The organism is Clostridium bowmanii, assembly GCF_018861315.1.
Taxonomy (GTDB): Bacteria; Bacillota; Clostridia; order Clostridiales; family Clostridiaceae; genus Clostridium_AD; species Clostridium_AD bowmanii.
Genome location: NZ_JAHLDL010000019.1, coordinates 60745 through 82539, shown reverse-complemented (window position 1 = coordinate 82539; position 21795 = coordinate 60745). Strand labels below are relative to the sequence as shown.

Below are 21795 nucleotides of genomic sequence, written 5' to 3'. Positions count from 1 at the left end.
TATATGAAAATCCTGATAACTGGCGCATGTGGATATTTAGGTAGTTATTGTACAGAATTATTAAACAGAGAAAATGATATTGAGATAACAATGTTGTGTAGGAAAATACCTAACTATATGTTGGAATGGTCAAAAGAATATAAAGTTATATATGATGATGTATGCAATATAAAAATTGCTGATTCCATAACAGAAAAATATGACTATGTAATACATATGGCGGCTGCTAATGAAAATATATGTAAAGAAAACCCAAGTTATGCTATCAACACTAATGTTTTTGGGACGAGAAATATGCTAGAATTTTGTAGGAAAAATAAAATTGAAAATTTTATATACATATCAACTTTTCATGTTTATGGTTCAAATGATAATGGAAACATTATATCTGAAGATTCTAAGATAAATCCATTAAATGATTATGGAAGTACACATTATTTTGCTGAACTTTATTGCAAACAATATTCTGACTACTATGGAATGAATTGTATGATATTAAGACCTTCAAATTTTCTCACAGCTCCATTATTTAAAAAAATAAATAGGTGGACGATAGTACCAAATAATTTTTGTAAACAAATAGTAGAGAATCAAAAACTAATTTTAAGATCTAAAGGAAATCAAATGAGAAATTTTATTTCTGTATTGGATTTATCAAATTCAATACTAAGATTAATAAATAATAAAATAAAAGGTTATCAAGTTTTCAATTTAGGTAGTGATAATTATTATAGCATATATCAGTTGGCATGTATTACCAAAGAGATATACGAATATGGTGATGGATGTAAAAGTATAGATATTACATATGGATTTGATAACGATATAAATTCATATGAGGGTGATTCAAAATTTATATATGATACTTCTAAACTTAGAAGTTTGGGTTATAATCCTCAAAAGGGAGTTGGTTCAGAAATAAAAAAAACTATATTATATTTGAATAATAGTTATTATTCAAATAATGATGGAATGGTTGAAATAAATAGGTTCGACATTTAATATTAAAAATAATTGTTTTAAGTTTGAAAATGAATCAATTGTAAAACTAAGGCTATATTAAGCGGATGATTTACTAGGAGCATACGACGGTATAAAACAAATTTGGAGGAACTACTATGAGTGTATTTAATGATAAGTATAGAGGAAAAAAAGTCCTTATAACGGGGCATACTGGATTTAAAGGTTCGTGGCTTTCTATTTGGCTTAAAAATCTAGGCGCAGAGGTTATTGGATATTCTTTAGAAACTCCTACTGAACCATCACTTTTTAAAACATGTAAATTAGATGAAAAGATTACAAGTATAGTTGGTGATGTAAGAGATGAAGAAAAATTAGATGATATTTTCCATAAATACAAACCAGAAATAGTATTTCATCTTGCAGCTCAGCCACTAGTAAGGCTATCTTATATTGAGCCGCGAATGACGTATGAAACTAATGTGATGGGAGCTGTAAATGTATTAGAAGTAGCTAGAAAGAGTGACAGTGTTAAGGCTGTAATTGTAGTAACTACAGATAAATGCTATGAAAATAAAGAATGGGTATATGGATATAGAGAAACTGATTCTTTGGGTGGACATGACCCATATAGTTCTAGTAAGGGTTGTGTAGAACTAATTACGACGTCATATATAAACAGTTTTTATAAGGAAAAAGGTATCGCATTAGCATCAGTTAGAGCAGGAAATGTAATTGGTGGAGGGGACTGGGCAGAGGACAGATTGATTCCAGACTTTGTAAGATCAGTTTCAGAAAAAAAATCAATAGTTATAAGGAATCCTTTAGCTACAAGACCATGGCAACATGTATTAGAACCACTATCAGGTTATTTATGGCTTGGGGTATTAATGCTTAGTGACAAAGAAAAATACAGTAGTGGTTGGAACTTTGGTCCAAGAGACACAGATATTTTGAATGTTGATGAAATTTTAAATTTAGCTATTAAAAGTTGGGGGAAAGGTATCATAGAGATTGATAAAAGTGAACAACCCCATGAAGCTAATTTATTAAAACTTGATATAAGCAAGGTAAAGGCTCACTTAAAATGGTACCCTGTTTATGAAGTGAATATGGCAGTGGATAAAACTATACAGTGGTACAAAACTTATTATGAGAATAATAATTCGAATATGTATAGATATACTTTAAAACAAATTGATGAATATGAAAAACAAGCTAAAATACAGAATTTGATATGGAGTGAATAAAATGAGCGATATAAATTTTAATGAAGGGTTTGCGAGATTAGAAATACTTCAAAAAGTGAAAGATTTCTATAAAGAGAAAAGCTTGGGAAAAAAATTTATACCTGGAGAAACATACATACCAGCAGCCGGTAAGGTAGTCGATGAAGACGATTTATCTAATTTAATTGATGCTTCTTTAGATATGTGGCTTACATCAGGTAGATATGGAAATGAATTCGAAAAAGAGTTTCCCAAATTTTTGGGAGTAAAATATTGTTCGCTCGTAAATTCGGGGTCTTCAGCTAATCTTGTTGCAGTTACTGCTCTAACTTCTCCTAAATTAGGTGAAAGAAGATTAAAACAGGGAGATGAGGTTATAACAGTGGCTGCCGGGTTTCCTACTACAGTATCGCCTATAATTCAAAATGGATTAATACCTGTATTTGTAGATGTAGAGATAGGAACATACAATATAGATTCTAATAAAGTAGAAGAAGCAATTACAGATAAAACAAGAGCAATAATTTTAGCGCATACTTTAGGAAATCCATTTAATTTATGTAAAATAATGGAGTTATCTAAAAAACATAACTTATGGGTTATAGAAGACAATTGCGATGCATTAGGTTCAAAGTATGATGGTAAATATACGGGTACTTTTGGTGATATATCTACTTTTAGTTTCTATCCCGCACATCATATAACTATGGGTGAAGGAGGAGCAGTAATTACTAGTGACTCTAAGTTGCATAATATTATACGCTCACTAAGAGATTGGGGAAGGGATTGCTGTTGTCCTCCTGGAAGTGATAATCTTTGTGGAAAGAGGTTTACACAACAACATGGAGAATTGCCAATAGGATATGATCATAAATATGTATATTCAAATTTGGGATATAATCTTAAAGTAACTGATATGCAAGCAGCATTAGGGGTATCACAACTTAAAAAATTACCTGTTTTTATAGAAAAAAGAAGAGAAAACTACAAAAGAATATATGATGGATTAAAACAATTTCAGGAATATTTAATTCTTCCCGAACCAACAGGAAAGAGTGAGCCAAGTTGGTTCGGATTTATTTTAACAATGAAGGATAAAACTAAGTATGATAGAAATAGTCTTGTTAAGTTTTTAGAAGAAAGAAAAGTTGGAACAAGGTTGCTATTTGCAGGAAATATAGTCAAACAACCGTTGTTCCTAGAAAATAGTATAAATTATAGGGTTAGTGGAAAGTTGGAAAATACTGATATAGTAATGAATAATACATTTTGGATTGGTGTTTGGCCAGGGATAGATGATGAACAAATAGAATACATTATTAGTCAATTCAAAAACTATTTTAAAATATAGATTGCTTGGAATTATAGGAGAAAAAATGGAAAATGGAATTGTAATATTAGGAAGCGGTATTGCTGGAATATCAGCGGGATATCATTTAGGTAAGAACCAATCCATAATTTATGAAAAGTGTGATACATATGGAGGACTTTGTAATAGTTTTTTAGTGAATGGTTTTTTGTTTGATACTGCTATTCATATGAGTTTTACTAACATAGAAAATTGTAGGGAAGTTTTTGATAAAACAGAGAACTTTGTTCAAAAGCCGGAGCCATATAATTACTACTATGGATACTGGCTAAAACATCCAATACAAAACAATTTATACAATTTACCAATTGACGATAAGGTAAGGGCTATAATAGATTTTGTAAATAAACCAGATCAAAAGAACAATTTCATTAACTATGAGGAATGGCTTATTAGCAATTATGGGAGTTATATTGCGGAAAATTTTCCGGTAATATACACTAAAAAATATTGGACAATCGAAGCTAAGCGATTGGGTACGAGTTGGATTGATAAAAGAATGTATAAACCTACTTTAGAAGAGATACTACATGGTGCTTTTGAAAAAATAACTACTAATGTATATTATGCAAAAGAAATGAGGTATCCACAAAAAGGCGGTTTTAAGGAGTTTTTAAAACCGATGACATCTAATTTGAAAATGGAATTTCATAAGGAAGCTATTACTATTGATGTTAAGAAAAAAAGTGTTGAATTTAGTGATTCAACCCAAATTTATTATAATTCATTAATTAGTAGCATTCCTTTACCAGAAATAATTAAAATTATAAAAGATGTACCATTAAATGTTAGAAATGCGGCTAATAAACTTTTATCAACTTCAGTTGCTTTAATTTCGGTGGGTTTTAATAAAATAATAGATGCTAAAAGTACCTGGATATATATATATGATGAGAATATTGTTGCAGCTAGAGCATATTTTCCTCATTTAAAGTCAATAAACAATGTTCCCAGTGGGTGTAGTTCAATTCAATTTGAAGTTTACTATTCTAAACATAATCCATTGGATATTAGTGATGATTTGCTTAAAGAAAATATTATTAAGGATATAGTAAAAATGAAATTGGCAAATGTAAATGATATTATATTTATTCATGCTAAGAGAGAAAAATATGCTAATGTGGTATTTGAAACTGATATATATATAAATAGAGAGATAGTTATTAATTATTTAAGAAAAATGGGGATAATTACTACTGGTAGGTTTGGAGAATGGGATTATTTGTGGAGCGATCAAAGTTTCATGAGTGGAATGAGAGCTGCTAACGAAATTAGTAATTCATATAGATAGTGAGATTACTGTTAATAACAAGGAGGAGTATGTATGGATCTAAAAGGTAGAATAGCTCAATATAATGTAATAGATAAAAATTTAATACCACCTTTCCCTAGGAATATGCTTATTGAGTTAACAAATTTATGCAATCATAATTGCTTATTTTGTGCTAATTCAAAAATGACAAGAAAAAAAGGTGAAATTAATGAAGAATTTTTATTTCGCATATTAAAAGAAGCCTTTGAAGAAGGAACGGAAGAAGTTGGATTTTATGCCACAGGTGAACCATTTGTCTCTAAAAATTTGGCCTTATATGTAGCTAAGGCTAAAGAAATAGGATATAAATATGTTTATATAACAACAAATGGTGCTTTAGCAACACCGAAACGTTCTATAGCAGTCATAGAGGCAGGTGTTGATAGTATTAAGTTTTCAATTAATGCTGGAACCAAGGAGACGTATAAAATTATTCATGGTAAAGATGAATTTAATATTGTATTGGATAACCTAAAATATATATCTGATTACAGAAAGAAAAACAATAAAAATTTTAAAATATTTGTATCATCTATAGTAACAAAGTATAGTGAAGATGAAGAAGAAGCATTAGAGGAGAAACTTAAAAATATATGCGATGAAGTGGTGTTTTTAAATGTTGCAAATCAAGGTGGAATGATGTACGAAATAAATGAAAAACTAGCTCTTGAAGATGATAAATATTCAATAAAAAAAATGCCATGCTCATTACCTTTTAATTCATTACATGTAACTTATGAAGGATATTTAACAGCATGTTGTATTGATTTTCAAAATTACTTGACTGTAGCAGATTTAAATAAGGTTTCTATAAAGGAAGCTTGGAATGGTAAAAAACTTATTGAACTTAGGAGAAAGCATTTAGAAGATTCTATTGAAGGTACTTTATGTTATAATTGCATTTACAATAAAAATGAATATGTTGAACCTTTATTACCTGAGCATGCTACTTATTATGATGTAGATAATTTTAGTAATGAAGAAGACATAAAATATAGATTGAAAAACAGAATATAGTTTATTACAGTTAGAAACTTGCAAGGAGTATGGAGTTGATAAAATCGCTGAAAATTGCAAAACTATTAATAAGGAAATAAATGTAAGATTTAACCATGAAATAAGTTCAGGATTTAGTTGAAAAAATAATATGCGATGTGGATAGATTAAAATCAGAAAATAGTGAAGTAAATAGGCTTTGGGAGATAATACTAAAATTAAGGAAACCACAGAATGGTTTCCTAAATATTCATTTGATGAAGGATTGTTAGAAATTATTCAATGGATACAAAGTAATATGAAATATTTTAAAACTGATATTTATAATGTGTAGAAAATTGTTGAGAGGTGTAATTAAATGAAAAGAATTAATCCATTCAAGAGTGTATATGATATATGTGATAATGGAGATATTGAATACAAAGCTAATAATGTACCAGTATTTGCAAGGTATATAGATATTGAGGTTACAAATAATTGCAATTATAAATGTTTAATGTGTCCTGTTGGAACTGGCTCAATAAATAGGAAACAAGGATTTATGAATGAATATGTATATGATAAGATATTAAATGAAATAAAAGAATATAAAACACCATTAAGATTTATTCGGTGGGGAGAGCCAACATTACATATGAACTTTATAGAGTATATTAAAATTGCAAAGGACTTAGGAATAATATGTCATTTTAATACTAATGGGAGCTTGTTTTCAAAAAAACAATTTAATGAGATTGTTGATATTGAGTTGGATAGTATAAAATTCTCATTTCAGGGGGTAGACAAAAAAAGTTATTCGGAAATGAGAAATACTGATTACTTTAGTGAACTATTAGATAAAATAAAAATGCTTTATGATATAAGGGGAGATAAAGCATATCCTTATATTCATGTAAGTACTACTATAACTTATGAAACAGAAGAACAAGTGAAAAAATTTAAAAAGGAAGTAGAAAAATATGCCGATTTAGTTACTGTTGGTAGAACCATATTAGATTATATTGATTTAAATAGGGTGAAACTAGAAGAAAAAGATAAGAATATGATTATAAGATTAAAGGGTGAAGAGTCCGTTATAAAACAACATCCTAAATGTTGTCCAGAAGTTTTTGATAAATTATCAATTAATTGGGATGGAAGTGTTTCAGCATGTTGTGGAGATTATGATAATAAGATGATTATTGGAAATATAAAAGATAACACTTTATTAGAAATTTGGAATTCTAATAAAATGAACAGTTATAGAAAAATATTAAGTGAAAAAAGATATGATGAATTGGAATTATGCAAAGTTTGTTATGATTATATGGAATTACAGGCATCGGGATTGCAAAATGTTTAAAATAAATAAATTGGTATTTATGCAATTTCCATTTAAATTTTAAAATAATAAATAATGTACTAAAATATAGCTAAAAAATATGAATATGAATTGAGGCGTTAAAAATGATACCATTATGTATACCAGAAGTTAGAGGAAATGAATGGAAATATATTAAAGATTGTTTAGATACCAACTGGGTATCCTCAGTTGGTTCCTACGTTGATAAATTCGAGGATGATTTTGCAAACTACTTAGAGGCTAAAGCTGCAGTTGTAACTATGAATGGAACAGCAGCTCTGGAGCTTGCGTTAAGAACATTAGGTATTGGTAAAGGAGATGAAGTTATTGTTTCATCATTAACTTTTATATCTCCAGTTAATACAATAAGGTATGTAGGGGCTGAACCAGTTTTTGTTGATGTATGCAAAGATACATGGGTTATGGATGAAAGTAAAATTGAAGAATTGATAACATCAAAAACAAAAGCTATACTGCCAGTACATATATATGGGAATCTAGTAAATATGGACAAGGTAATGGATATTGCAAGAAAACATGATTTATTTGTAATTGAAGATGCTACAGAAAGTTTGGGTGCTATTTATAAAGGGAAGAAAGCAGGTAACATCGGAGATATTGGATGTTTTTCATTTAATGGAAATAAATTAATAACTACTGGGGCAGGTGGAATGTTAGTAACAAATAAAGAAGATTTAGCTAAACGGGCTAAGTATCTTTCAACTCAAACTAAATCAGTGTTAGAAAACGGTGCTTTTTATCATGAAGAATTAGGGTATAATTTTAGAATGCCCAATATTCTTGCTGCAATGGGCTGTGCTCAGCTTGAAATGGTTGAAGAGTATGTTAATGCTAAATTAGGACATGCAAAGGAGTATAATAACTTATTGGAAAACGTTATAGGAATAAAAATTCCAACAGAAAAGGATGATACTACTAATGTTAATTGGTTATATTCTATTTTAGTTCAAGATGAGTTCCCTTTAACTCGAGATGAATTATTAAATAAACTTAAAGATAATGGAATTCAATCTAGATCCTTTTTTATGCCTGTTCATAATATGCCGCCATATATAAATTGTAAACATGGTGATATGAGTATCACAAATTCTATATCGTTTAAGGGAATAAATTTACCTAGTTCTGTTGAACTCAAGAAAGAAGAAATAGAAAAAATATGTAAGGTGATTAAGGAATGTTGACCTTGTGTATGATAGTTAAAAATGAAGAAAATAATTTAAAAAAATGTTTATTAAGTATTGCGACTTTTGTAGATGAAATTGTTATAGTGGACACAGGTTCTACAGATAATACAAAAATAATTGCATCAGAGTACACAGATAAAATTTATGACTATATCTGGTGCAACGATTTTTCTAAAGCTAGGAATTTTTCTATATCTAAAGCATCAAATGATTGGGTACTAATTTTGGATGCCGATGAAATTATAGAATTATTTGATAGGGGAAATATTTTAATGTTTACAACCAAAGGTAAAAATAAGATAGGAAGAATAGAAAGACTTAATATAATGGAAACACCTAATGGTATTAATAAGCAACAAGAGAGAATAAATAGGTTGTTTAATAAAGATTGGTACCAGTATGAGGGGATAATTCACGAGCAAGTTGTAAGTATAGATAATTGTTTGATAGAGACAGAGGATATCGCTATAAGAGTAGAACATATTGGGTATACAATATCGGAATTAAGTAGGACAAATAAACTATCCAGAAATGTAAGTTTGTTAAATGAAGCTATTTTAGGTGATCCTAATGATCCTTATTTATATTACCAACTCGGTAAGTCTTATTATGTCTACAAAGAATATGAAAGAGCAAGTTTGTTTTTCGAGAAAGCATTATCTTATAAAATTGATTATAATCTTGAGTATGTAGGGAATCTTATAGAAACCTATGGATATTCTATGGTGAATAATGGTAAATATAAAAAAGCATTAGTGTTAGAAGAATATGAGAAATATTATAACAATGCTGATTTCTATTTTTTAATGGGTCACATATATATGAATAATTCTAAGTTTGAGATAGCTGTAGAAAATTTTTTGAAATGCACAAAGTTTGAATTTTCAAAGGTACAAGGAGTTAATACTTATCTAGCCTTTTATAATATAGGTGTAATTTATGATGTGCTTGGTTTTATGGAAAAGGCTATTGAGTATTATAGAATGTGTGGTAAGTATAACCCTGCACTAATTAGACTGAGGCAACAATTAAATTAAGAGTATGACAAGTACCACAGGTGTGAGAATTTGGTAAATATAAAAATAAATAGTAAGTCAAATGAATGAGCCATTTTGATTTTTTAGGGCAAATTAGAGCAATAAAAAGTACAAATTAAAATGAGAAAGTTATTAGTAATTCTCTTAAATTTAACTTGCGATTGATATATTCAGTTTAGTTGCTTTTTTATAAGCTATTTCAAACTAATCACGTTACATATAGTTGCAATGGCTGTGAATTAATTCTTACTGTATTATAAAATGCTTCAATGTATTCAAATACAAGAGCATATGCATGGTTATAATTTTTAATTTTAAAACGATTTATCCACTCACGTTTGATAATTGCATGAAAAGATTCAATACATGCATTATCCCAAGGAAAGGCTTTCTTTGAATAACTAGCTGTCATGTTGGCAGTTGCCTTTTTATATTCATTAGAGACATACAAGGTGCCCCTATCACTGTGTATAATGATTGCATTAACCCTATCCCTGTTATCCTTCGCCTTATTAATTGTATCAATAACACAGGATTCTTTAAGTGTATCTATAAGTGTCCAAGCTATAATTTTTCGAGAGTACAAATCCATAATGCTAGTAAGATATATAAAACCTGTATTTGCCCAAATATATGTGATATCTGTGCACCAAACCGTATTTGGAACAGCTGGATTAAATTGCTCATTGAGTATATTTTCAAGTTTGCTGCTGAAATCAGAATGCTTTGTAGTGACGGTATATGGCTTTATATACTGGGCTTTTATTCCGAGTTCTCTCATATATTTTCCAACAGTACGCTCTGATATTTTTTCAACATATTTTTGTATCTTTTTGTGATTTTAGGAATACCATAATTTTGGTATGATTGATCATAAATTTTCTGAAATCTTTCCTTTACTGACTGTATCCTTTTTTGCTGATTTGAAGGAAGGCGATGCATCCATGCGTTATATCCAGATCGTGAAACACCTAATATATTAAGCACTTTGCTGACAGAAACCCGGCGTTTATCCTTGAGGTAATCACATTCGTTTTGTACTTCAAGATAGATTGCTTCTGTTAATTTCCCAGAATGCTTATTGCTTTTTTTAATATGTCAATCTCGTTCTTTTTATTACGAAGTTCACGTTTTAATAGTACAATCTCCTTTTGTTCATCACTTCCATAATTACCAGAACCACGGACTTGGATTCCATTTTTTTATTAGATTCTCTTAGCTATTTGGACAAAGTACTACCTCCTATGCCAAGATTTTTGGAACAGCCTGTTAATGCAAGTTCCTTATGATCTACATAATATTTGACAGCATCTTATCTAAATTGTTTATCGTGCTGTTTTCTCATGATTAAGTCCCTCCATCTATTATCTTTATTCTAATACTTATCTGGAACTTTCTCAATTTCTATTGCACTATTTCTATTCTAGCACCAACTAATAATATGGGTGTAGAAAATAGACATAGAGGCACTAGCAACGGTGATGAGTCAATCAACAAAACAACAATCAGATGGAATAGTGGTAGATGAAAAGATTTATATTATAAAAGGTGGTAAGATATTGGAGCGAGCATCAGTAGCTAGAGTGATAACTGCTGGTGCTTTATTATTTTCCATGTTATTTCACAGGATTTTTTAAGGATAAATGATAAATGAAAGAATTAAATTAGATAATAATCTATATTTAGTAAAGTTATGGGAAATATAGCCGATAATAGATTGATTACATAATTACTTTTACATATTTTGATGGGAGTGTTTCCTTTGATAATAAATCATAATTTAAATGCAATAACTGCTTATAATAAAATAATTGCTGCAGGAAAAGTAAAATCTAATGCAATGGAAAAGCTTTCCTCAGGAATTAGAATAAATAGTGCTGCTGATGATGCAGCTGGTTTAGCTATAGATCAAAAAATGAAAGCACAAATTAGAGGTCTTGAACAGGCGGGGAGAAATATTCAAGATGGTGTTTCTCTTGTTCAAACAGCGGAAGCGGGACTTGGTTCAATACAAAATCCTAATCTTTTAAGAATGAGAGAACTTATAGTACAAGCACTTAATGGAACTTTAAATCAAGCGGATAGAATGCAAATCCAAAATGAACTTCAAAATGTTAAATCCTCAATTAATGATATCGCTAATAATACTGAATTTAATACAATAAAGGTTTTATCACCACCAATACATGAAACTCCGTTATCACCTTTGGAAGGAAAAGTAGACATTGTATTTGTAGTTGATAATACAGGGAGTATGAGCAGTATTCAAACTAATGTTGCAAATAATATAGATGGATTTATTAATTATATTAATTCTCAAGGTGTAAGTGACATACGAATGGGGATAGTTGAGTATAGAGATTTAACTATAAAAAAATATGATTTTTCAGGCAATAAATGGACGAATAGTAGTAGTGATATTTCAAGCACTTTAACGTATTTAGCTGCGACAAATAGTGGTGGAACAGAGTATGCTATGGCGGCATTGGCTACAGTGGCAGACTATTATGACTTCAGACAAAATGAAAATGGGGCTCAAACAAAAAATGTAATATTAGTAACGGATGAGGATGCCGATGATGATACTATTTCAAAGGTGGCTTCTACACTAAATGAACTTAAAAGTAAAGGAATTAGATTATACGGAGTATATAATACAAATAATTCAGATGTAACAGAATTCGATAATATAGTTCAAGCAACAGGAGGTGAAAAAGTAAATCTTCAATCCTCAGATTGGGGAAATCAGTTAGCAAACGTTATAGGAAATAAGATTGGATCTTCAGGAAATATTACTAGTCAGGATGATGAAATGCCCACACTAGAACTTCAAGTAGGGTCAAATTCAGTTGAAAAATTTCAAGTACAACTTTTTGATGCTAGAACAGTAAATTTAGGAATAGATGATGTAACAGTTGATACTATTGAAAATGGGGAAAATTCACTCGAAAAAATTGATGAAGCCATAGCAACAGTTTCAGCACAGAGAGGTAGATTTGGTTCATACCAAAATGCTTTAGAACATATATATAACAATGTGGGTAACTATGGCGATAATTTAACAAGTGCAGATGCTAGAATAAGTGATGTAGACATGGCAAAAGAAGTTATGGAAATGGCTAAAAGTAGTATACTTGAAGAAGCAGCACAATCAATGTTGAAACAGGCTGATGAAATGCAGAAGAGTGTATTAAATCTTATGACTAAGTGGCAAGGGGATGCGCAATAGTTAGCAAGCGCGTTTTCAGCTTTTAACTAAGGTAATTATGAATTGGTGGAAATATTAAAATGAGTATCAATGGCTAAAATAATACCTACTGGGTTCATTTTGTTGAAGGCTTATCAACAAATTAGAAAAATATGGTTAAATAGCAAGCCCTCGCAAGCGCCCCAGTGGTGTAAAATATGGAATTTAAATTGAATACAAAATTAAAGAATAATCTATTTCTATTTTTTAGATCAAACGGGAGGTGATAAAATGGATATAGGGTGCGAGCTGCGAAGCAGCACGCAAATGCGTGATGTTTCCTCTTGAAAATGGAGGAAACTCTATTTTCATTAGTAAGTTATTAACATATAGTAGGAAAATCCTATCAGGAAAGGTCTAACCAACTACCTGTACCTAGTTCCTTGAAGTTCGTCGGCAAACCTCCTCACTAGGGTGGCAGGCACTTGTAAAAGAATGTAAAAATAAAAGTATTAAAATAGTAAAGCCTGTCAATAATATAAATAATAAAAATTGACTGGAGAATTTTTGAAATGGAAAGAAAAAAGCTAGAATGGTATCCTGGAGATGTGTATCATGTAACTGCTAGAGGTAACCGTAGAAATGATATATTCAAAGAAGAAATTGATTTTAAATTTTATTTAAAATGCATGGAAGAGGCGCTAAGTTAGCTACTGATGCTCATTTTGTTGTAGTATGCTTCTATATTTTAATAGCAGAAGTTCCATAAGATATGGAAACCATAAGGGAATTAACAGATTTTCAAGATGCTTTGCCAAGGTATGTTGAGCGAGTAATGAGCTACACTAGATGCATTAGTTGTATATGGATATAATACTATACAGAGATATATGGAAGATATTGGAAGCTTGGAGGTAGATGTTAGAGTTGAGTTTTTCATAATATAAATGCACTGAGTGCTTATAATAAATCTAATGCTGCAGGAAAAGTGAAAGCTAGTGCTATGGAAAAGCTTTCTTCAGGACTTCGAATAAATAGTGCTGCCGATGATGCAGCTGGCTCTGCTATAGATCAAAAAATGAAGGCACAAATAAGAGGACTTGAACAGGCAGAAAGAAATATTCAAGATGGTGTTTCTCTTGTTCAGACAGCGGAAGCCGGACTTGGTTCTATACAAAACCCTAATCTTTTAAGGATGAGGGATATTATTGTGCAATCGCTAAATGGAACCTTAAATGGAGCTGATAGGATGAGCATTCAAAATGAGCTTGAGAGTGTAAAAGCTTCCATTAACGATATAGCTAATAGTACTGAATTTAACACAATAAAGGTTTTATCACCACCAACAAATGAAATGCAGTTACCGTCTTTAGAGGGAAAAGTAGATATTGTATTTGTAGTTGATAATACAGCTAGTATGAGTGGTATTCAAGCTAATGTTGCAAATAATATAACAAAGTTCATTGATTATATTAATTCACAAGGGGTAAGTGATATACGAATGGGGATTGTTGAATATAAAGATTCAACGATAAATAAATTTCAGTTTTCAGGAAATATATGGACAAATAGCAGTAGCGATATTTCAACCGCATTATCACAATTAGTAAATAATGGTGGGACAGAGAATGCCATGACGGTATTATCTGAAGTTGCTGATGATTATGATTTCAGAGAAAATGAAAGTGGAACAGCAGTGCGCCAAGATTAGTAAGCACCATAATATGAAGTTCGGGAAAAAGACCTGACTATGTAATCTACTATCTAGTGGATTATGTCGAAAGACAAAGATGAAATATTTTACTATATATAAATGATTATATCAACGATAAAAGGATATTTTTTTAACGAAAATAAGAGACACCTTTGGAGAAAAAAGAAAAATTAAAACACTTGCGAAAATTCTGTTTCACGATCTGCTGATTTATATTTTGTTTTAGCATGTAGAAGCTATGGGAAATTACAAGTATAGTAGGTATTTTGTCTTAATAGGTAATTTAAAATGATTTTTATAGAATACAATTTATATTTCAACCACAGTTGAAATATGCTATAATAAAATAAAAAGATCTAGGTGGTGAATTTATGGATAAGGAAATATTAGATATTCTAAAGGAAATGCAATGTGACATGAAATCAATGCAAGGTGACATGAAATCAATGCAAGGTGACATAAAATCAATGAAAGGTGATATAACATCAATGAAGGGTGATATAACATTAATGAAGGGTGATATAACATCAATGAAGGGTGATATAACATCAATTAAAACCACACAGGAAGAACATACTCAAATATTGAGAGCTTTGGAGCATAAAACAGATGTTATTTCAGCTGAGCAAGAAAACTTGAAATATGAAGTTGCAGAAATTAAAGGTGAAGTTAAGAGTATGAGAAAAGATATGAGTAGTGTAGAAATTATTACAGCAAATAATTGGTCAGATATTGCAAAGCTAAAGGCTATAAAATAATGGGTGGAGAGAGAAGGAAAAATGAAATATAGAATAATGTTTAAATAAGCATCGGCAGCTAAAGTAGTAGCTACTGGTGCTTATTTTACTGTAACAGGTTTGAACTTTATAAAAATCATATAAAGTTATTAAGCTTTTAAACGAAATAATAAGAGGATGATAAATAAATTTAATATCTGTTAATGACATTATAAATCAAGAAAGGCGATTATATATGAATAGCAAAAATGTAGTTTCACTTGAAATAGAAGAAGTACAAAAAATTATTAAAGGACTAAATGAAATAAGTCTTCTATGTTCTGAACCTAATATAAAAATGAAGATTGAGGGAGTTCAAAAGTTTGTTTCTGGTTTTCTTGATTCAGGCAGTAAACTTTCAGTTGAAGATGAGATATTTGAAAAAATGGTAGAGGTCAAGCATGTGAATCCAGATCTCCACTTAAAGTTATATATATTATATAGAAATTTAGTGAGCGGTAGGATATCAGGGGTAGATGCAATAGCTTCCTATGAAAGTTGCTTAAAATTAGCAAGTTCGTCGGCAAACCTCCTCACTAGGGTGACAGGCACTTGTAAAAGAATGTAAAAATAAAAGTATTAACTATAAATGAGCAAATTTCATAACATATTTTGGAATTAAAAAAAATGATAACAAAAATAGGCATTTTAGCCATACTAAGGTATTATATTACTGTGAAGAAATATAACTAAAGGATGGATAAAAATGCCTACAGAAAATAATATACCATATGCTAAATCAATTAACAACTTTATTATAGAAATTAGAATAGCCCTTTATTTAACATTGCCACAATTCAAGCATATTTGTGCTTTTGTATTTGGGGCCGTAGGCCGTGGTTGCAATGGTAAAGTTAGTCGTATAACTGAAAACTGTTATAGTTCAAGACATAGAACTTCCGTAGGAAATTTTTTATCTAACAGTCCATGGAATGAAGATTATGTTTTACGAGCATTACAAAAATTTGCAATAAAAAAGATATGGCAGTTATCAAAAGATACTAGCAAGTTCGTCGGCAAACCTCCTCACTAGGGTGACAGGCACTTGTAAAATAATGCAAATAAATATAGCAAGCTCAGGCAAGCCCTCACAAGCACCCAGGGGTGTAAAATAAGATGAATATTGGAGGAATAACTATGGATATTGGAGCACTATCAATAGTGATGAGTCAATCAAGAGTACAAGAATCAGCTGGTATAGCAGTAATGAAGATGGCTATGGATACAGGAAAAGAAACTGCTACACAGATGACAGAAATAATGAAGAATGTTGCAGTGGACACTAATGTAGGACAACATTTGGATACAAGAGCATAGCATGGATGAAAAAGAAGTACTAAAGCGACAGCTGCAGCAAGAGTTGCAGTGGGTGCAATGTAGACAAAATATGCTAAGCATCATGGAGGCAAAGCTACAGCAAATGAAACAGTTAGCTGAGCTAGCTAAACAGGGGAATCTTACTGGATTAGAACTAGAAGAATTAAACATTAAGCTAAACAATTTAGTAGCACAGGTAAATGCACAAGATGAAGAAAGTAGAAATATAGAAAATGAAGGAATAGTTGAATGAGGAGCAAGTTCGTCGGCAAACCTCCTTACTAGGGTGACAGGCACTTGTAAAAGAATGTAAAAATAAAAGTGTTAAAATAGTAAAGCCTGTTAATAATATAAATAATAAAAATTGACAGGAGAAATTTTGAAATGGGAAGAAAAAAGCTAGAATGGTATCCTGGAGCTGTGTATCATGTAACTGCTAGAGGTAACCGTAGAAATGATAGACTCAAAGAAAAAATTGATTTTAAATTTTATTTAAAATGTATGGAAGAGTCACTAAGTTAGCTACTGATGCTCATTTTGTTGTAGTATGCTTCTATATTTTAATAGCAGAAGTTCCATAAGACATGGAAAACATGAGGGAATTAACAAATTTTCAAGATACTTTGCCAAAGTATCTTGAGCAAGCAAGTTCGTCGGCAAACCTCCTCACAAAGGTGACAGGCACTTGTAAAACAATGTAAAAATAAAGGCTTTAAAAAATTAAAAACTGTCAACAATAATATAGATAATAAAAATTGACAGGAGAATGTATAAATGGGAAGAAAGAAGTTAGAATGGTATCCAGGAGCTATATATCATGTTACAGCAAGAGGCAATCGAAGAAGTGATTTATTTAAAGAAGAAATTGATTTTGAATTCTATTTAAGATGTATGGAAGAGGCACTATGTTATTACAAAGATTGTTATAGAATTATAAGTTACTGTTTGATGACAAACCATGTACATATACAAATAGAAGCAAAAGAAAAGCCTATAAATTTTTATATTGGTAGGATAAATAATTTTTATGCTAAAAATTTTAATAAGAAATATAATTTTATAGGTCATTTGTTCCAATCAAGATATAATGCTGAAATAATAGAGAAAGATGGATATGTATTAGAAGTAAGCAGGTATATACACTTAAACCCTATGAGAGCAAAAATGGTTAAAAAGCCTGAGGATTTGATGGTTAGTAACCAATAAACGTATTTATTGGAATGGGTTAGCCACTGATGCTTATTTCTATTATTTGCCTGTAAAATAGACCTATAGGATTAATCTCCTATAGGTCTATTTTTTTCCTAGCTCTATTTTAAATTACAAATTATAACCTGAAATTGCTCATTAAACTTTGTAGTTCAACGGCCATTTCAGTTAAATTTTCAGCAGCATTAGCTACTTCTTTCATTAGTGCTGTCTGCTCCTGCGATGCTGCTACTACGTTCTCAGCATTTCCTGACGATTCAGTTGAAATCTTAGCAACATTCTCAATTGCTCCTAGCATATTGTGTGTCCCTGCACTTATTTCTTCTGTGACTGAGGAAACATCTTCCATTTGGGTAGCAATGTAATTTATATCCTCTAATAGATCTCCAAATGATTTGCCTGCCTGATTCACCATGTTTATGCCATCGTTAACTGCAATACTACCATTATCCATAGCCTTGACAGCATTTACTATTTCCTTTTGAATTTCATTTATTAAACTTGATATATTCTTAGCTGCTGATGCGGATTGTTCTGCTAATTTTCTAACCTCATCAGCTACTACTGCAAATCCTTTTCCTTGTTCACCAGCTCTAGCGGCTTCAATAGCTGCATTTAGTGCTAATAAATTTGTCTGCCCAGCAATAGAAGTTATTAATGATACTATACTTCCAATCTCTTTTGATTTATCTCCAAGTATTGACACTGAGTGTGATGACACTGTTACTTTGTCCCTAATATTATTCATTTGCCCTATAGCAGAGGATACTACATTATTACCTTTTTCGGCTCTTTTAGAAGCTTCTAAAGAAGTATTTGTTACAGCTTGAATATTATTTGATATCTGTTCCATACCTGTAAATATTTCTTCTGCAATCTTCGTTGTATCATTAGCTATTGTAACCTGCTCTCCACTACCAATAGCTACCTGTTGAATAGCTAGAGAAACCTGTTCTGCGGATTGCTGCGTTTGGTCTGAGCTTGCTGTAAGTTCCTCTGATGTTGCTACCACCTGTTCTAAACTTCCAGCAACTTTTTCAACTAATATTCTTAAGTTATTGGCCATTTTGTTTAAATTGTTACCCATTGACCCTAGTTCATTATTACTTCTAACCTTTATTATATGAGTCAAATCTCCTTCTGCAATGGCATGCGAAAGGTCATTTACTTCCTGAATATTCTTAGTAATATAATTACTGAACATAACAATTGCCAATGTCACTAATAAACAAGCGATTAGACTTAGTATAATTATATTAATCAACAATTTATTTATTGGGGCATAAAGTTCCTTTTGTGGAATTGAAAGAACTATATTCCAGGCTAGGTCTGGTATCTGTTTATAATATACAAGATTTTTGCCGTTATCATCTTCAAAAGAAGATATTCCTTCTTTAGTTTGTAAAATTTCTTGCCCTAGCTTTGCTATGCTTGTATTTTTATCTCCTGTGATTTTGGTTTTTATAGCTAATTTTTCAGAAACACCTGCCAAATATGTTCCGTCCTTTCCCAGTAGCATTGCTTTTCCTGTTTGTCCTACTTTAATATTTTTAATATTTTCTTGTATAGTCTGTAAACTCATGTCAGCAGTTACCACACCTAAAAAACTTTTGTTTTCATCATATATTGGCGCAGTGGCGGTTAGCATAGTCATCTTTAAAGTATCATCATAGTAAGGGTCCTGCCAAGCAATATTTTTATCAGTATTTTTACCTATAGTATACCAAGATTGCTCAGGATAATTATATGCCTGTGTAGCGTAATCCTCAGTAATCTTTGAACTTCCACCGTCTTTGTATGCATAAGGTCCAAAGAATTTTAAATCTTTCTTATATTTATATGGTTCAAACCAAACTCCCACTCCTAATGTGTCTTTATTAGTAGAGAGTACTTCTTCTTGAGATTTTAAAATTGCTGCCTTGCTTAATACCAATCTACTAGCTCCAGTGAATTTTCCTAAATCAACGGCTATCTGAGCATGCTTTTCCATATCTCTATCTATTAAATTAATAGTTTCTTGTAACTGATGTTTCATCCTATTTTCAATTTCAGCAGTTATAAGTTTCTTAGAGATATAATTTGAAAAAACACCCATTGTCAATAAAGATATTAATACTACTGGTAAAATGGAAATAAAAATTATGGTCTTAATACTTTTAAATTTACTAACATTTACATTTTGTTTTGCTTTAATTTTAAACATATCATCACCTCTTGTGTTATATTTTTTGTTGTGTTTAATACCGTTTATATGTATATTATCGATTAAATTTGAAATATCTTTAGGGGTCAGACCCCTAGTATAAAATTTAAACGTAGTTAAATAACAATTTATATTCCTAAAGTAAAATTCAATATATCCGATATACTATATATAGATAGTAAATAAAAAACTTTAATGGAGTTGATTTTATGAGAATAAATAAAAATATTGCCTCTTTAAATATATATAAAGCCTACAGTAAGAATCTTAATAAGCAAAGTGTGTCCTTAGGGAGAATATCCTCGGGTATTAAAATAAATAGTTCTAAAGAAGATCCTAATGCAATTGCTCAAAGTGAGAGATTTAGAATGCAGATAAGAGGGCTTCAAATGGCATCGAGAAATACTCAAGATGGAATTAGTATGCTACAAACTGCAGAAGGTGGCCTAGAGGGTATAACAAGTAGTTTGCAGAGGGTTAGAGAACTATTGGTACAAGCTGGAGGAACTACAACTCCTGAGGATAAAGAAATAATTCAAAAGGAAATAAACCAGATGTTAGATGGCGCAGATGACATGGCAAATAATACTGAATTTAATGGGGTTAAACTTTTAGCTGGGGGTAATAATAATGGCACCGATGTTATAGAAATGGTTACAGGTGCTAATGTAGGAGAAAAAATTGATATACCGAGATATAATTTAACTACAGAGGGCCTCGCTCTTAAGAATGGAACTCTAGTCAATGTGGATGTGAATGACATAGATGGATCGCTAGCACTTGTAGACACTGCTCTTGATACTATCATCGGTGCCAGAAGTAAATTTGGAGCCCTAGAGAACAGATTTGAAAGCACCTATGATTCTACCATTGAAATATCAGACAAAATGCAATCTGCAGAAAGTAGTATAAGAGATACCGATATAGCTGAGGAAATGATGCAATTCTCTAAGTATAATATTCTTATAGAAGCTGGGAATGCTATGATGGCTCAATCAAACAAATTACCTCAAGATGCACTAAGAATATTAGAAAACGTTAGATCTAGATAAAGATAGGCATAGAAAAGGAGACTTGATAATTTTAATCAAGTCTCCTTTTCTATAGGGTAGAATAATTATAAGCTAGATAACATATTAAAATTTCTAACCTATAAATTATTTTTAATGAATTTTTTATTTTATTTGTATTATTTAGTTAATTTAATAGACAAATTACAACAATAATGTATAATATAAATGTGGATTGTAAAGAAAGTGTAAACTCCATAAAAATTTCTAAAAAAGAAACATAACTAATCAAATAGACATTATAACAATGAAATATAGCAGTTTAAATTTTATAATTAATTAAATTCATAAAAATTAACGAAAAAATGCTCACGGAGATAACTAAATAGTATATAATGGAATTAATAAAGTGGGATATATTAGGTCTAATGAAAAGATTTAGTTATTTATAGTAATATATAAGATATAAAGAAGGATTTTCAAAGTATATGTCTAATTCTAAATTAAGGGAGATGATTATTGTGGGTATAAGCGGGAGTCCTCTAGGTGGAAATACATATAACTTGTTGAAAAAAAGTATGGATGCTTCTGCAGTTAGAAGTAAAGTTATTGCAAATAATGTTGCTAATATTAATACAAAAAATTACAAGAAATTCTATGTTTCATTTGAAGACACATTAAATGACAGCATGGGTGAAAATACAATGAAAACCAGTAATGATAAACATATGCAAAACGGTGGTAGTAATGGAGAAATTACAGTAAAAAGAGAAGAAAACACTAGCATGAGGCAAGATGGTAATAATGTTGATATAGATTTAGAAATGACTAATCAAGCAGCGAATACCTTAATGTTTAATGCACTAGTTACTCAAGTTAATAGTAAAATTTCACTTACAAATTATGTTATATCGGGAGGGAAATAAAAA

23 protein-coding genes are annotated in these 21795 nt (G+C 30.6%); 21 read left to right on the top strand and 2 right to left on the bottom strand.

All coding sequences use genetic code 11. The features are described 5' to 3' along the window. The first annotated feature begins 3 nt into the window (after window positions 1-3). The 8 genes from KPL51_RS13830 to KPL51_RS13795 all read left to right on the top strand — a co-directional run bounded on the left by KPL51_RS13830 (window position 4) and on the right by KPL51_RS13795 (window position 9450). Window positions 4-1002 (top strand): NAD-dependent epimerase/dehydratase family protein, encoded by a 999-nt coding sequence (locus KPL51_RS13830; protein ID WP_216162627.1) that lies wholly within the window; start codon window positions 4-6, stop codon window positions 1000-1002. A 116-nt stretch (window positions 1003-1118) separates the two neighbouring features. Further along, window positions 1119-2210, top strand: a complete 1092-nt coding sequence (gene rfbG, locus KPL51_RS13825) for a CDP-glucose 4,6-dehydratase (RefSeq protein ID WP_216162624.1) — start codon at window positions 1119-1121, stop codon at window positions 2208-2210. Window position 2211: 1 nt separating this feature from the next. Beyond that, window positions 2212-3540 carry a lipopolysaccharide biosynthesis protein RfbH gene (gene rfbH, locus KPL51_RS13820; protein WP_216162621.1) on the top strand — a complete coding sequence of 443 codons (1329 nt, stop codon included), beginning with the start codon at window positions 2212-2214 and terminating at the stop codon, window positions 3538-3540. A gap of 25 nt (window positions 3541-3565) precedes the next feature. After that, entirely contained in the window at window positions 3566-4849 is a 1284-nt protein-coding gene (locus KPL51_RS13815; protein ID WP_216162618.1) for a protoporphyrinogen/coproporphyrinogen oxidase, read from the top strand. Between the two features lie 33 nt (window positions 4850-4882). Further along, on the top strand, window positions 4883-5887 hold the full coding sequence (locus KPL51_RS13810; RefSeq protein WP_216162615.1) for a radical SAM/SPASM domain-containing protein: 1005 nt from the start codon (window positions 4883-4885) through the stop codon (window positions 5885-5887). A 337-nt stretch (window positions 5888-6224) separates the two neighbouring features. Next, the gene (locus KPL51_RS13805) at window positions 6225-7208 is read left to right on the top strand and encodes a radical SAM/SPASM domain-containing protein (RefSeq protein ID WP_216162612.1); all 984 of its coding nucleotides are present in this window, start codon (window positions 6225-6227) and stop codon (window positions 7206-7208) included. A 104-nt stretch (window positions 7209-7312) separates the two neighbouring features. Continuing rightward, on the top strand, window positions 7313-8410 hold the full coding sequence (locus KPL51_RS13800; protein WP_216162609.1) for an aminotransferase class V-fold PLP-dependent enzyme: 1098 nt from the start codon (window positions 7313-7315) through the stop codon (window positions 8408-8410). After that, window positions 8404-9450: a glycosyltransferase family 2 protein gene (locus tag KPL51_RS13795; RefSeq protein WP_216162607.1), complete on the top strand. Its 1047-nt coding sequence runs from the start codon at window positions 8404-8406 to the stop codon at window positions 9448-9450. Before KPL51_RS13800 ends, KPL51_RS13795 begins: the two co-directional genes overlap by 7 nt. 208 nt (window positions 9451-9658) lie before the next feature. Here KPL51_RS13795 and KPL51_RS13790 read toward each other — a convergent pair whose 3' ends face one another. Further along, the gene (locus KPL51_RS13790; protein ID WP_376770090.1) at window positions 9659-10279 is read right to left on the bottom strand and encodes an IS3 family transposase; all 621 of its coding nucleotides are present in this window, start codon (window positions 10277-10279) and stop codon (window positions 9659-9661) included. Between the two features lie 649 nt (window positions 10280-10928). On the opposite strand from KPL51_RS13790, the gene KPL51_RS13785 reads away from it, so the two are divergent. The 11 genes from KPL51_RS13785 to KPL51_RS13735 all read left to right on the top strand — a co-directional run bounded on the left by KPL51_RS13785 (window position 10929) and on the right by KPL51_RS13735 (window position 17650). Beyond that, window positions 10929-11087 (top strand): hypothetical protein, encoded by a 159-nt coding sequence (locus KPL51_RS13785; RefSeq protein WP_216162604.1) that lies wholly within the window; start codon window positions 10929-10931, stop codon window positions 11085-11087. Window positions 11088-11212: 125 nt separating this feature from the next. Then, a complete protein-coding gene (locus KPL51_RS13780) occupies window positions 11213-12679 on the top strand; it encodes a flagellin N-terminal helical domain-containing protein (protein WP_216162601.1) in 1467 nt (488 codons plus the stop codon). A gap of 530 nt (window positions 12680-13209) precedes the next feature. Further along, window positions 13210-13347 carry a hypothetical protein gene (locus tag KPL51_RS13775; protein WP_216162598.1) on the top strand — a complete coding sequence of 46 codons (138 nt, stop codon included), beginning with the start codon at window positions 13210-13212 and terminating at the stop codon, window positions 13345-13347. 233 nt (window positions 13348-13580) lie between these two features. Beyond that, entirely contained in the window at window positions 13581-14348 is a 768-nt protein-coding gene (locus KPL51_RS24320; RefSeq protein ID WP_224854274.1) for a flagellin N-terminal helical domain-containing protein, read from the top strand. 374 nt (window positions 14349-14722) lie between these two features. Continuing rightward, window positions 14723-15109: a hypothetical protein gene (locus KPL51_RS13765; protein WP_216162595.1), complete on the top strand. Its 387-nt coding sequence runs from the start codon at window positions 14723-14725 to the stop codon at window positions 15107-15109. 214 nt (window positions 15110-15323) lie between these two features. After that, window positions 15324-15695, top strand: coding sequence for a hypothetical protein (locus KPL51_RS13760; protein ID WP_216162592.1), 372 nt, complete (start codon window positions 15324-15326; stop codon window positions 15693-15695). Window positions 15696-15833: 138 nt separating this feature from the next. After that, entirely contained in the window at window positions 15834-16160 is a 327-nt protein-coding gene (locus KPL51_RS13755; protein WP_216162589.1) for a hypothetical protein, read from the top strand. A gap of 83 nt (window positions 16161-16243) precedes the next feature. Then, on the top strand, window positions 16244-16444 hold the full coding sequence (locus KPL51_RS13750) for a YjfB family protein (RefSeq protein WP_312888650.1): 201 nt from the start codon (window positions 16244-16246) through the stop codon (window positions 16442-16444). Window position 16445: 1 nt separating this feature from the next. Next, a complete protein-coding gene (locus KPL51_RS13745; protein WP_216162587.1) occupies window positions 16446-16697 on the top strand; it encodes a hypothetical protein in 252 nt (83 codons plus the stop codon). 131 nt (window positions 16698-16828) lie between these two features. Continuing rightward, window positions 16829-16966 (top strand): hypothetical protein, encoded by a 138-nt coding sequence (locus tag KPL51_RS13740; RefSeq protein WP_216162584.1) that lies wholly within the window; start codon window positions 16829-16831, stop codon window positions 16964-16966. A 252-nt stretch (window positions 16967-17218) separates the two neighbouring features. Next, window positions 17219-17650: a transposase gene (locus KPL51_RS13735; protein WP_224854261.1), complete on the top strand. Its 432-nt coding sequence runs from the start codon at window positions 17219-17221 to the stop codon at window positions 17648-17650. 121 nt (window positions 17651-17771) lie between these two features. Here KPL51_RS13735 and KPL51_RS13730 read toward each other — a convergent pair whose 3' ends face one another. Further along, entirely contained in the window at window positions 17772-19856 is a 2085-nt protein-coding gene (locus KPL51_RS13730; RefSeq protein WP_216162581.1) for a methyl-accepting chemotaxis protein, read from the bottom strand. Window positions 19857-20065: 209 nt separating this feature from the next. Between KPL51_RS13730 and KPL51_RS13725 the strand changes: the two genes are divergently transcribed. Further along, window positions 20066-20908, top strand: a complete 843-nt coding sequence (locus tag KPL51_RS13725; RefSeq protein WP_216162565.1) for a flagellin N-terminal helical domain-containing protein — start codon at window positions 20066-20068, stop codon at window positions 20906-20908. Between the two features lie 470 nt (window positions 20909-21378). Next, window positions 21379-21792 (top strand): flagellar basal body rod protein FlgB, encoded by a 414-nt coding sequence (flgB, locus tag KPL51_RS13720; RefSeq protein ID WP_216162680.1) that lies wholly within the window; start codon window positions 21379-21381, stop codon window positions 21790-21792. The last annotated feature ends 3 nt before the right edge of the window (window positions 21793-21795 follow it).